Below are 13285 nucleotides of genomic sequence, written 5' to 3' on the forward strand. Positions count from 1 at the left end.
CACCACGCTACATACTGATTGGCCGCGGTCCTGGTAAGGACCGCGGCCGCTCAGGGGATTCTTCCCTTGTGGGGAAGTCTTTTACAGCAACCCGAGCATCTGCAGGTTGGTGATGTACTTGACGATCACTGCCGGGCTGACATGGGGAATGTCCTTGTCGGGCCCGATCTTGGCTTCCTGCACCGCCGCCCGGAACCGGTCGGTCGGCGCGGCCGCACCCAGCAACGGATGCGACGGCTGCTGGTAGTTGTGCAGTAGCGGCAGCAGGGATGCCTGACGCTGCTTGTCCGGCAGCGTGCGCAGCGCAGTATCGAAGCGCTGCAACCACTGGCCGTAATCGTCGATGCGGTGCACCGGGTAACCGGCTTCGATCAGCCAGTCGGTGAACTCGTCGAGCCCGAGGCCGTCGTCGTACGGGTTCATCACGTGATAGGTCTCGAACCCTTCGGTGACATGCACGCCCAGCGTCGAGATCGCCTCGGCGATGAACTCCACCGGCAGCCCGTCGTAGTGGGCCCGCTGACGGTTGCCATCAGCGTCCAGTTCGTAGAACGATCCGGGTGCGATGCCGGTGGCCACCAGGCTGAACATCAGCCGGGTGAACATGTCCGGCAGGTTGAGCTGACCCGAGTACGTGGTGTCGGCCAGGATCATGTCGCAACGGAACACCGAGACCGGCAGGCCACAGAGGTCGTGGGCCTCACGCAGCAGGACCTCGCCGGCCCACTTGCTGTTGCCGTAGCCGTTGGCATAGGAATCGTCGACCTGCCGGGTCGGGCTGATCACCCGGATGTCGGCATCCTCGACGAACTCGCCGGGCTTGATGCCCCCGGCCACGCCGATCGTCGAAACGTAGACGAACGGCTTGATCTTCGTGGTGAGCGCGATGCGGATGAGTTCGGCGGTGCCCAGGGCATTCGCGTCGAACATCTGGCTGTACGGCAGCACGTGGTTGACCAGTGCGGCCGGGTCGACGATCAGGTCGACGTCGTCGGCCAGCCGCTGCCAGGTGGCGCGGTCGAGACCCAGATCGGCCTCGCCCTTGTCGCCGGCGATCACCTCGAGGTGGTCGGCGGCCAGATTCTGGTAGTGCGCAAGCAGTTTCGGGTCACCCACATCGAAGGTGGCGTCGAGCCGGGCGCGGGCCTCGGCATCGCTCTTGGCGCGGACCAGGGCGATGACCTTGCCGTCGACCAGGTCCATGCGCTCCAGCCATTCCAGGGCCAGGTAACGGCCCAGGAAGCCGGTGGCGCCGGTGAGCAACACGGTGCGGACCTCGGCCGGGGCCTTGGGCAGGCTCGGCGCCGCGGCCAGGGTGTCCGCGTCGAGGAACTTGTCCAGCGTCAGGTCGGCGGCATGCACCTCGGTGGCGTCACGTCCGTGCACCGACGCGTAGGTCGGGCGCTTGGATCCGTGACGTTCGCCTTCGATGTAGCCGGCGATACCGGCCAGATCGGTGGCCGGGCTGACGATCACGCCGACGGGAACATCCACATCGAAGATCTCGTGCAGCAGATTCGAGAAAGTCAACGCCGACAACGAATCTCCACCCAGATCGGTGAAGTGGGCATCGGGCGCGAGATCAGAGGTCGCGGCACCCAGCAGTGCCCCGGCGGCCCGGCTCACGGTGTCGAGGACCGGGGCGTCGGCACCGCTGCGCCGCAGTTCACTCAACTCGTTGGCCTGACCTGCGGCCAGGTCGCTGTAGAGCTGCTCCAGCCGGTCGCCGTAGTGGTTCTTCAGATTTGGCCGGGCCAGCTTGCGGATGCCGGTCAGCAGACCGTTTTCCAGGCTGAAAGGTGTTGTCTCCACGATGAAATCGCGCGGCACCTCGTAGGACTGAAGTCCGGCGGCGCGGGCCGCGTCCTGAAGCGAATCATTGATCGCCTGCTTCGACGCGGAAGGATCGGTGGGCACGACCACGGCCAGCAGGTAGGAACGTGCGCTGTTGCCGTAGATGAAGATCTGCCGCACCAGCGGGCTATCCCCGAAGACTGCCTCCAGCTTGGAGACCGTGACGAACTCGCCCTGCGAAAGCTTGAGCACGTTGTTGCGCCGGTCGAGGTACTCGACATGATCGGGGCCGAGTTCGGCCACGATGTCACCGGTGCGGTAATACCCGTCCTCGTCGAACATCTCGGCGGTGATCTCGGGACGCTTGTAGTACCCGGGGAACATCTGCTCGGACTTCACCAGCAACTCACCGCGCGGGTGGGGCTGGTCGGTGAGGAAGTAGCCCAGGTCCGGGACGTCGACGAGCTTGTAGTCGATCACCGGCGGGCGCTGGATGTGGCCGTCGACGAAGACCGAACCGGCCTCGGTCGAGCCGTACCCCTCCAGCAGGTGCATATCGAGCAGGCGTTCCACCCAGCTGTGCATCTCGGCAGAGATCGGCGCGGAGCCGGTCATCGCGGAGACGAACCGTCCGCCCAGCAGGCCCTTGCGGACCTCGGCGAGCACCTCGTCCTCACTGCCACCGGCACGGTCGAGGCGGCTCTGGTACTCCTGGAACAGCATGTCCCAGATTCGCGGCACGAAGCTGAGCTGCGTGGGGCGGACCAGGGCGAGATCGTCGAGGAAGGTCGAAAGGTCGCTGCGCGCAGCGAAATACGCGGTGCCGCCGGAGCTCAGCGTCCCGATCAGGATGCCGCGGCCCATGACGTGGCTCATCGGCATGAAGTTGAGGGTGATCGCGGGCAGCACGGCCTGGTTTTCGTCCCAGGTGGCCTTCGACGCCAGCTGCCACATGTTGGCGACCTTGCTCTCCGGGTACATCGCGCCCTTGGGGGTGCCGGTGCTGCCGGAGGTGTAGATCAGCATGGTCAGCGGGTCGGCCTGACCCGGGGTGTAGAGCGGGGCGTCGGCCAGTGACCGTCCGCGGTCGAGGACGTCGGCCAGCGGCTCGACGACCACATCGGTATCGGCCAGTGCGGCCTTGGCGGCCTGGAAGGCCTCGCGCTCAGCGTCGACCTGGGGCCGGTAGTCGAACACCACCAGGCGGCGGGGTGCGGGTCCGGAGCGGACCAATTCGACTGCGTCGTCGAGGAAGTCGATGCTTGCCGCGATCACGGTCGGCTCGGTTTCGGCGACGATGGGCCGCAGGGTGGCGACCGGGGCACTGGTCTGCAGCGGCACCGACACGGCACCGAGTTCGATGAGTGCGGTGTCGATGGTGGTGTAGTCGACGCTGGTGAACCCGAGGATGGCGACGCGATCGCCGGGCTTCACCGGGTGGTTGTGCCAGGCGTTGGTGACCGCCTGGATGCGGTCTCCCAGTTGGCGGTAGGTGATGGTGTCGAAGCGGGGGAGCAGCCGGGCCGATGTGCGGCCGGCGGCGTCGGTGACGAGTTCTACAGCGCGCTGTCCGAGCGCGGGGCGGTCGGCGTAGCCGGCGAGCACGCCTTTGACGATGGCCGGCAGCCGCAGTTCAGGCTGGGCGACTGCGGCGTTGACGGCGTCGCTGGGGCGGGCACCGGCGAACTGTGAGTCGGTGTCATAAAGGTGTGCGATCCGGCGTTGAAGCCGGTCCTCGCGTGTTTCGGTGGTCATATCGGTCCCCTGAGCAAATCAAAATAAATACTGTCGGCACGTCTTCCGCGCCTACTAATTACTACGTTAGTAAAACTAATTATATTTCGAGATGCCAGCTCCGGCGGTGCGAGATGCGTCACCCCCCGACGTGCGCCCGCCCCACGCCGGTGTGGGACGAGCGCACGGGTTCTTAGAGGAGGCCCAGCTGCTGCAGGTTGGTGATGTACTGGACGATCACCGCCGGGCTGACATGGGGGATGTCCTTGTCGGGCCCGATCTTGGCTTCCTGCACCGCGGCCCGGAAGTGGTCCGTCGGGGCCAAGGCGCCCAGCATCGGCCGCTCGGGTCGCTGGTAGTTGTGCAGCAGCGGCAGGAGTGAGGCCTGGCGCTGCTTGTCCGGCAGGGCGCGCAGGGTGCTCTCGAACCGCTGGATCCACTGCCCGTAGTCGGCGATGCGCTCGATCAGGTAGCCGGCCTCGATCAGCCAGTCGGTGAACTCGTCCATACCGAGGCCGTCGTCGTAGGGGTTCATCACGTGGTAGGTCTCGAAGCTCCCCACGGATTGCCCACCCAGCGTCGAGATCGACTCGGCGATGAACTCCACCGGCAGCCCGTCATAGTGCGAGCGCTGCCGGTTGCCGTCAGCGTCCAGTTCGTAGAACGAGCCCGGAGCGATACCACTGGCGACGAGGCTGAACATCATTCGGGTGAACATGTCCGGCAGGTTGAGCTGACCCGAGTACGTCGTGTCGGCCAGGATCATGTCGCAACGGAACACCGCGACCGGCAGGCCGCACAGATCGTTGGCCTCGCGCAGCAGGACCTCGCCGGCCCACTTGCTGTTGCCGTAACCGTTGGCGTAGCCGTCGTTGATCTTGCGGACCGCGCTCATCTCCCGGACGTCGACGTTCTCGACGAACTTCCCGGGCTCGATCTGATCGCCCACGCCGATGGTCGACACATACGTGTACGGCTTGATCTTCGTAGTGAGCGCGATCTTGATCAGCTCGGCGGTGCCCAGGGCGTTGGGCCCGAACAGCTCGCTGTAGGGCAGCACGTGGTTGACCAGTGCGGCCGGGTCCACGATCAGGTCCACGTCATCGGCCAGCCGCTGCCAGGTCTGCTGATCCAGGCCGAGGTTCTCCTCGCCCTTGTCGCCGGCGATCACCTCGAGGTGGTCGGCGGCCAGATTCTGGTAGTGCGCAAGCAGTTTCGCGTCACCCACATCGAAGGTGGCGTCGAGACGGGCCCGTGCCTCCTCGTCGGACTTCGCGCGGACCAGGGCGATGACCTTGCCGTCGACCAGGTCCATGCGCTCCAGCCATTCCAGGGCCAGGTAACGGCCCAGGAAGCCGGTGGCGCCGGTGAGCAGCACGGTGCGCACCTCGGCGCGCGACTTGGGCAGGCTCGGCGCCGCGGCCAGGGTGTCCGCGTCGAGGAACTTGTCCAGCGTCAGGTCGGCGGCACTGACTTCGGCGGCGTGCCTGCCGTGCACCGACGCGTACGTCGGCCGCTTGGATCCGTTGCGTTGCGTTTCGATGTACCCGGCGATCCCGGCCAGATCGGTTGCCGGGCTGACGATCACGCCCACCGGCACATCCACATCGAAGATCTCGCGCAGAAGATTTCCGAAGGTCAACGCCGACAACGAATCTCCACCCAGATCGGTGAAGTGGGCATCGGGTCCCAGGTCGGATGCCGCTGCGCCCAGCAGGGCACCGGCGGCCCGGCTCACGGTCTCCAGCACCGGGGCGTCGGCGCTCAGGGACCGCAATGCTCGAAGCTCACCGGCCTGAATCTCGGCCAGGTCGGCGTAGAGCTGCTCCAGTCGCTCGCCGTAGTGCGCCTTCAACTTCGGCCAGGCCAGCTTGCGGATACCGGTCAGCAGACCGTTCTCCAGGGTGAAAGGTGTTGTCTCGATGATGAAATCGCGGGGGATCTCATACGACTGCAGGTCGGCGTCCCTGGCCACTTCTTGCAGGGATTCGCTGATCGCCTCTTTCGAAACGCTCGCGTCGGTGGGCACCACCACGGCCAGCAGGTAGGGCTGCGCGCTGTTGCCGTAGACGTAGATCTGTTGCACGAGAGGGCTGTTGCCGAACACCGCCTCCAGCTTGGCCAGTGTGACGAACTCGCCCTGGGCCAGCTTGAGGACGTTGTTGCGCCGGTCGACGTAGCGCAGTTGGTCCAGGCCGATCTCCGCGACGACATCGCCGGTGCGGTAGAAGCCGTCTTCGTCGAACACCGACGCGGTGACCTCGGGGCGCTTGTAGTAGCCGGGGAACAGATTCTCGGTCTTGATCAGCAACTCGCCGCGCGGGTACGGCTGATCGGTGAGGAAGTACCCCAGGTCCGGGACGTCGACCAGCTTGTAGTCGATCACCGGCGGACGCTGGGCCACACCGTCGAACAGTGCCATTCCGGCCTCGGTCGAGCCGTATCCCTCCAGCAGGTGAATTCCGAGCATGTCCTGGGTCCAGGTCTTGAGCTCGGCTGAGATGGGCGCCGAGCCGGTCATCGCCGCGACGAACCGTCCGCCCAGGACCTTGTCCCGCACCTCGGCCAGCACCTCGGCCTCGACCGTCTCACGGTCCTGGCCGGCGTCGGCCAGGCGGTGATCGACGCGGCTCTGGAATTCGCTGTGGATCATTTCCCACACGCGCGGAACGAAATTCAGCTCGGTGGGCCGCGTCAGGGCGAGGTCCTCCAGGAGCGTCGACAGATCGCTGCGGGCCGCGAAGTAGCAGGTGCCGCCTGCGGCGAGGGAGGCGTAGAGGATGCCGCGGCCCATCACATGGCTCATCGGCATGAAGCTCAGATTGATCGCCGAGCTGACCGGTCCGAGCCAGGCCTTGCTGTTGCGCCGCCAGAACTTGCCGACCGAGCTCTGCAGGTACATCGCGCCCTTGGGGGCGCCAGTGCTGCCGGAGGTGTAGATCAGCAACGCGAGCGGGTCGGTGCCGTCGGTCTCGGGTGCCGGGGGTGTCGGCAGCTCGCTGCCGCGGGCCAGCAGGTCGGCCAGGGTGTCGACCGCGATGCCGCGGCCGGCCGCGGCCAGTCGCTCGGTGGCCGATGCCACCGCGTCGCGATGGTCATCGATCTCGGGGTGGTAATCGAAGACGAGCACCTGGGCCGGAGCGTGGGCGGTGAGCGCCAGCTCGACGGCATCGGCGAGGTGGTCGACGCTCGCGGCGATCACCCGCGGCTCGGTCTCGGTCACGATCGGTGCCAGCGACTCGGGCGAGGAGCTGGTCTGCAGGGGGACCGAGACCGCGCCGATCTGGCTCAGAGCCGTGTCGATCACGGTGTAGTCGGCGCTGGTGAATCCCAGGATGGCGATCCGGTCACCGGCTGCGACGCCGGACGCGTGCAAGGCGGCGGCGAGGGCGCGGAGCCGGTCCCAGAGCTCGCCGTAGCTGATGGTGTCGAACCGGGGGAGAAGGCGCGCGGTGGTCCGTCCGGTGGCCGGGTCGGCGATGAATTCGAGGGCGCGTTCCCCGAGCGCGGGCCGCTCGGCGTAGCCCTGCAGGACGGTCTGGACGATTTCGGGCAGGAGCAGGCCGGGGACGTCGACGGCGGCGGTGACGGTGTCGCTGGGAATCGCGGCGGCGAACTGTGGATCGGTGGCGGTCAGATCGGCGATACGGCTCGCCAGTTGCTCATCACGAGTATCAAACGACATCAAGAACCCTCTTTACAGATAGCTGAAATAATCACCGGCGCGACGTTGCGCTACCGAACTACTACGTTAGTGAAACTAAACTTATTTCCGGAAAACCAGTTTCTTAGCTGTCAATGTGCTGTGAGTCTGACCCGTTCCTGGGTGAAGGCCGTCGACCTGCAGTAGTGGCGACCGGTCCGTGACCGCGTTATCGGATTGCGGGAATCGCTTGAGGTTCGGTGAGTTCGGCACACCGCTGCGCCCAGCGGTCCCAGGCGTCGGCCAACGTGTCGCGCAGGGCGTTCTCGGCAAGGCGCATTCCCTCAGGGTAGGAGCGTTACTCCCGCTGGAGTTCGGGTACCCACGGGGGAGTCAAAGGAGGCATCATGACCGAATTCGATACCCGCGGCAGTCGTCTGCGCATGTCCCGCAGTCGCGGAGCGGCCAGCGGGTTCCTGCTGGTCCTGCTGGGAATCTGGGGTGCGCTGATCCCGTTCGTCGGACCGTACTTCGACTTCGCGTTCACCCCGGATCAGACCTGGTTCTGGACCACCGCACGCGGTTGGTTGGAGGTGCTTCCGGGCGCTGCGACAGCTCTCGGCGGCCTGCTGCTGATGGGCTCGGGGAACCGGGCCACCGCCCTGTTCGGCGCATGGCTGGCGGTACTGGCGGGAGCCTGGTTCGTGGTGGGTCGCGCACTCGCGGGACCGTTGGGCATCGGTGACGCCGGGATGCCGATAGCCGTGACCGATGCGAAACGGGTGACGCTCGAGTTGGCGTACTTCTCCGGGCTCGGCGCGCTGATCGTGTTGCTGGGGGCCATGGCGGTGGGCCGGTTGTCGGTCCGCAGTGTGCGTGACGTCGAGTACGCGCAACGGCCCGCGGCGCATGCCGTATCGGCCGAGCCTGTCGCCGTCGCAGACGCACCGCCGACCGAAGCCGTGGCCGCCCCCGAACATCGGACCTGGGGCGGACTGTTCGGTGGACGCCACACCCACGCGCATTAGGGCGTCAGAGGTCGCGCAGGATCAGCTCGAGCACGTCGAGCCCCTCGACGAGCAGCTCGTCGCTGATCGTCAGCGGCGGCAGGAAGCGCAGCACGTTGCCGTAGGTGCCGCAGGACAGCACGATCACCCCGGCCGCATGGGCACCGGCGCACAGCGCCTTGGTCAGCTCCGGGTCGGGAGTGGTGGTGCCGGCCTTGACCAGTTCGACGGCGATCATCGCGCCTCGGCCGCGCACGTCGCCGATCCGGTCGTCCTCGGCCTGCAACCGGCCCAGCCGGTCCTTCATCAGCACCTCGATGTGCTGGGCGCGGCCGACCAACCCGTCGGCCTCGATGGTCTCGATGGTGGCCAGCGCCGCCGCGCACGCGATCGGATTGCCGCCGTAGGTGCCGCCCAGCCCGGACACATGCGGCGCGTCCATGATCTCGGCGCGTCCGGTCACGCCGGACAGTGGCAGTCCGTCGGCGATGCCCTTGGCGGTGACGATGAGGTCGGGATCGATGCCCTCGTGCTCACACGCGAACATCGCGCCGGTGCGGGCGAACCCGGTCTGCACCTCGTCGGCGATGAACACCACGTTGTTGTCGCGGCACCACCCCAGCAACGCGGGCAGGAACCCGTCGGCGGGGACGATGAACCCGCCCTCGCCCTGGATGGGTTCGATGATGACCGCCGCCAGGTTGTCCGCACCGATCTGCTTTTCCATCACGTCGATGGCCCGCCTGGCCGCGAGCGTGCCGTCGGTGGCCAACTCCTTGCCGAACTCGGCATCGCGGAAGGGATAGGACAGCGGCGCCCGGTAGACCTCGGGCGCGAACGGACCGAAACCGTGCTTGTACGGCATGGACTTGGCGGTCAACGCCATCGTGAGGTTGGTGCGCCCGTGGTAAGCGTGGTCGAAGGCGACGACGGCGGACTTGTGGGTATAGGACCGAGCGATCTTGACCGAGTTCTCCACGGCCTCGGAGCCCGAGTTGAACAACGCCGAACGCTTCTCGCCGCGCACCGGCGTCAGCCGGTTGAGGTGCTCGCAAACCGCGACATACTGCTCATACGGCGTCACCATGAAGCACGTGTGGGTGAAGTTCCCGGCCTGCGCGGCCACCGCCTCGACCACGCGCGGCGACGAGTTGCCGATGGTGGTGACGGCAATGCCCGAGCCCAGGTCGATGAGCCGGTTGCCGTCGACGTCCTCGACGATGCCGCCTCCGGCGCGGGCGGCGTACACGGGCATTGTGTTACCCACGCCACGAGCCACCGCGGCCGTTTTCCGGCCGGTCAATGCCTCAGATTTGGGGCCGGGAATGGTGGTGGCCAGATGGCGGGTCTGCTCGGGATGGCTCAACACTGCCTCCTCAATACGCAAACGGCGGCGCCGGAAACAACGCGTACTGAGCCTAGCCGCGTCGCCCGCCAGTCGGCGGCGAATGAGGTCGTCGGGGTCGGCGGCGGTATCGTGGCCTCGGTCGCCCTGACATCTGACACAACACGAAAGACATAATCGACATGGATCTCGTCATTTTCCTGCCCCTGCTGATCGTCATGGGCGCGTTTATGTTCTTCGCGTCGCGTCGTCAGCGCAAGGCCATGCAGGCGACCATCGACCTGCACAACTCGCTGCAGATCGGCGATCGCGTTCACACCACCTCGGGCCTGCTGGCCACGATCACCGGTATCACCGACGACAACGTCGACCTGGAGATCGCCCCCGGCGTCGTCACCACCTGGATGAAGCTCGCGGTGCGCGATCGCATCGAGGAGGACACCGATGCCGACGCCGACGCCGACACCCCGTCGGCCGCGACTGAACTGACCGAGAGCACCGGTGTCACCGACACCGACGGTCTCAAAAAAGACTGACCGCAGAGCACCCAGGACAAGCACGTACCCTTTGCGGTGCTGACGAACTGATCTCGAGGAGACCCTAGAAACGTGGCATCGTCTTCGGCGCCGGTGCATCCTGCGCGCTACCTGACACTTTTCCTGGTCCTTCTGATCGGCGTTTATCTGCTGGTGTTCCTCACCGGCGACAAGCAGGCCAAGCCCAAACTGGGCATTGACCTGCAGGGCGGTACCCGGGTGACGCTGACCGCGCGCACCCCGGACGGCTCGACGCCGACCAGAGAGGCTCTCAACCAGGCCCAACAAATCATCAGTGCCCGCGTCGACGGTCTCGGCGTCTCGGGCTCGGAGGTCGTCATCGACGGCGACAACCTGGTGATCACGGTTCCCGGTAACGACGGCAGCGAGGCCCGCAACCTGGGCCAGACCGCGCGTCTGTACATCCGGCCCGTCGTGCACGCGATGCCTGCCAAGCCGCCGGTCCAACAGGGCCAGCAGCCGGGCGCCGGCGCTCCGGGTGCCCCTGCGGCACCGGGCGCGCCCGCGGCACCTGGTGCACCGGGAGTGGTACCGGGCGTTCCCGGTGGGATTCCGGGCGTGGCGCCCGGCCTTCCGGGCGAGCCGCCGGCAGTCCCGCCGGCAGGGGAACAGCCTGTACCTCCGGCCGGTGAGCCGGTCCCGGCACCCCAGCCGCGGCCCTACCCACTGGACCCCCCGCCGACTCCCGGCGAACCGACTCCGGCACCGGCCCCGGGTGAGCCCGGCCCGGCGCCTGCCCCGGCCCCCGCGCCGGCTCCGGCACCGGCCAAGCCCGGTGACGCCAAGGCCGCCCTCGCCCAGCGCATCTCCGATGAGAAGGAACTGCGGCAGAGCACCAACCCGTCGATCCAGATCCTGGCGCTGCAGTACCAGGCCACCCGTTGCGGTGAGGAAGACGTGTTGGCCGGCAACGACGACCCGAACCTGCCCCTGATCACCTGCTCCCAGGACGGGCAGACCGTCTACCTGCTGAGCAAGTCGATCATGAGCGGCGAGGAGATCGAGAACGCCACCTCCGGCCTGAACCAGCAGCAGGGCCAGTACGTCGTCGACGTGACCTTCAAGAGCGGGGGAGCCAAGACCTGGGCCGACTTCACCGCGGCGAACGTGGGCACCCAGACCGCATTCACCTTGGACTCGCAGGTGGTCAGCGCGCCCGAGATCCGGGAGGCCATTCCCGGCGGCAACACCCAGATCACCGGCCAGTTCACTTCGGTCACGGCCAAGGAACTGGCCAACGTGCTCAAGTACGGCTCGCTGCCGCTGTCTTTCGAATCGTCTGAGGCCGAGACGGTTTCGGCGACCCTGGGCCTGTCCTCGATGCGGGCCGGCCTGATCGCGGGCGCCGTCGGTCTGGCCGCGGTGCTGCTGTACTCGCTGCTGTACTACCGGGTGCTCGGCCTGCTGGTGGCACTGTCTCTGGTCGCTGCCGGCGCAATGGTTTTCGCCATCCTCGTACTGCTCGGCCGATACATCGGCTACACGCTGGACCTGGCCGGTATCGCCGGTCTGATCATCGGTATAGGCACCACCGCGGACTCGTTCGTGGTGTTCTTCGAGCGAATAAAGGACGAGATCCGTGAGGGCCGGTCCTTCCGGTCGGCGGTGCCCCGAGGCTGGGCGCGCGCCCGCAAGACGATCGTGTCCGGCAACGCCGTGACCTTCCTGGCCGCCGCGGTGCTGTACTTCCTGGCGATCGGCCAGGTCAAGGGCTTCGCGTTCACTCTGGGCCTGACCACGATCCTGGACATCGTGGTGGTGTTCCTGGTGACCTGGCCGCTGGTGTACCTGGCGTCCAAGTCCCCGACGATGGCAAAACCTGCCCTCAACGGTCTCGGCGCGGTGCAACAGATCGCGCGGGAACGCCGGGAGGCTTCGCATGCGACCGCGGGACGGGGATAAGCACATGGCTGCAAAGAGCAAGACCACCGACGACACAACCGCCGAGGACGTCAAGGACACCGCAGTGGAGGCGCCGAACATCGAATCCACGTCTGCGGCACTGCCCAAGCACGGATTCTTCGTCCGGCTCTACACCGGTACCGGCGCCTTCGAGGTGATCGGCCGCCGCAAGTTCTGGTACGCGGTCAGCGGCATCATCGTCGCGATCTGCATCGCCAGCATGGTGCTTCGCGGGTTCACCTTCGGGATCGACTTCGAGGGCGGCACGAAGGTGTCGATGCCGTCGGCCGGCTCCGAGGGGATCGTCACGGTCCAACAGGTCGAGGACGTCTTCAACAAGACCCTGAACAGGGCGCCCGAGTCGGTCGTGCTGGTCGGCAGCGGCGCATCGGCCACGGTGCAGATCCGCTCGGAGACGCTGTCCAACGACGAGACCGAACAGCTGCGCACCGCACTGTTCGACGCCTTCCACCCCAAGGGCAGCGACGGCCAGCCCAGCAAGCAGGTGATCAGCGACTCGGCGGTGTCCGAGACCTGGGGTGGTCAGATCACCCAGAAGGCGTTGATCGCGCTCGTGGTCTTCGTCGTACTGGCGTCCATCTACATCGCCTGGCGCTATGAGCGCTACATGGCGATGGCCGCGATGGCCACGCTGGTCTTCGACCTGGTCGTGACCGCCGGCGTCTACTCGCTGGTCGGGTTCGAGGTCTCCCCGGCCACCGTCATCGGCCTGCTGACGATTCTGGGCTTCTCGCTTTACGACACGGTGATCGTGTTCGACAAGGTCGAGGAGAACACCCACGGCTTCGAACACACCACTCGCCGAACGTTCGCCGAGCAGGCCAACCTCGCCGTCAACCAGACGTTCATGCGCTCGATCAACACCAGCCTCATCTCGGTGTTGCCGATCGTCGCGCTGATGGTGGTCGCGGTCTGGCTGCTGGGCGTCGGGACCCTGATGGATCTGGCCCTGGTCCAGCTGGTCGGCGTCATCGTCGGTACCTATTCGTCGATCTACTTCGCCACGCCGCTGCTCGTGTCGTTGCGCGAACGTACGGAACTCGTGCGCAAGCACACCAAGCGGGTGCTCAATCGCCGGGAGAAGGGCGCCAAGGCGTCGACGGCCACGAAGGACACAGCGGACGCCTCCGAAGCATCGGACGCAGAATCCACCGAAATCAGTGCCGAGACGGTGACGGCCTCGGTCGCCGGCGAGCCGGCACCGGCCAAGCCGGCGCCAGGTGCGCGTCCGGCGGCACGGACCGGACGTCCGTCGGGCAAGCGGAACACCCGGCGGTAAACC

Annotated in this window: 7 protein-coding genes; 4 read left to right on the forward strand and 3 right to left on the reverse strand. The window is 66.6% G+C overall.

The window, feature by feature from the left end; translation table 11 throughout:
- Positions 1–81: 81 nt before the first annotated feature.
- Together car (ACWEFV_RS03170) and car (ACWEFV_RS03175) are read right to left on the reverse strand one after the other, a co-directional pair.
- Positions 82–3549, reverse strand: coding sequence for a carboxylic acid reductase (gene car, locus ACWEFV_RS03170; RefSeq protein WP_450069027.1), 3468 nt, complete (start codon positions 3547–3549; stop codon positions 82–84).
- A gap of 172 nt (positions 3550–3721) precedes the next feature.
- A complete protein-coding gene (car, locus tag ACWEFV_RS03175) occupies positions 3722–7213 on the reverse strand; it encodes a carboxylic acid reductase (protein ID WP_450069028.1) in 3492 nt (1163 codons plus the stop codon).
- A 365-nt stretch (positions 7214–7578) separates the two neighbouring features.
- On the opposite strand from car (ACWEFV_RS03175), the gene ACWEFV_RS03180 reads away from it, so the two are divergent.
- Positions 7579–8199, forward strand: coding sequence for a hypothetical protein (locus tag ACWEFV_RS03180; protein ID WP_450069029.1), 621 nt, complete (start codon positions 7579–7581; stop codon positions 8197–8199).
- Between the two features lie 4 nt (positions 8200–8203).
- Here ACWEFV_RS03180 and gabT read toward each other — a convergent pair whose 3' ends face one another.
- Positions 8204–9544 (reverse strand): 4-aminobutyrate--2-oxoglutarate transaminase, encoded by a 1341-nt coding sequence (gene gabT, locus ACWEFV_RS03185; RefSeq protein ID WP_450069030.1) that lies wholly within the window; start codon positions 9542–9544, stop codon positions 8204–8206.
- Positions 9545–9705: 161 nt separating this feature from the next.
- On the opposite strand from gabT, the gene yajC reads away from it, so the two are divergent.
- The 3 genes from yajC to secF all read left to right on the forward strand — a co-directional run bounded on the left by yajC (position 9706) and on the right by secF (position 13282).
- On the forward strand, positions 9706–10059 hold the full coding sequence (gene yajC / locus ACWEFV_RS03190; RefSeq protein WP_450069031.1) for a preprotein translocase subunit YajC: 354 nt from the start codon (positions 9706–9708) through the stop codon (positions 10057–10059).
- 72 nt (positions 10060–10131) lie between these two features.
- Entirely contained in the window at positions 10132–11982 is a 1851-nt protein-coding gene (gene secD, locus ACWEFV_RS03195; protein WP_450069032.1) for a protein translocase subunit SecD, read from the forward strand.
- A 4-nt stretch (positions 11983–11986) separates the two neighbouring features.
- Positions 11987–13282, forward strand: coding sequence for a protein translocase subunit SecF (gene secF, locus ACWEFV_RS03200; RefSeq protein ID WP_135453985.1), 1296 nt, complete (start codon positions 11987–11989; stop codon positions 13280–13282).
- Positions 13283–13285 lie beyond the last annotated feature (3 nt).

Source organism: Mycobacterium sp. NPDC004974 (assembly GCF_053600815.1).

What these genes read in the sequence shown, in the direction of transcription:
- car (WP_450069028.1), bottom strand. Translation starts at nt 7,213, where the DNA reads ATGTCGTTTGATACTCGTGATGAGCAACTGGCGAGCCGTATCGCCGAT.
- secF (WP_135453985.1), top strand. Translation starts at nt 11,987, where the DNA reads ATGGCTGCAAAGAGCAAGACCACCGACGACACAACCGCCGAGGACGTC.
- ACWEFV_RS03180 (WP_450069029.1), top strand. Translation starts at nt 7,579, where the DNA reads ATGACCGAATTCGATACCCGCGGCAGTCGTCTGCGCATGTCCCGCAGT.
- yajC (WP_450069031.1), top strand. Translation starts at nt 9,706, where the DNA reads ATGGATCTCGTCATTTTCCTGCCCCTGCTGATCGTCATGGGCGCGTTT.
- car (WP_450069027.1), bottom strand. Translation starts at nt 3,549, where the DNA reads ATGACCACCGAAACACGCGAGGACCGGCTTCAACGCCGGATCGCACAC.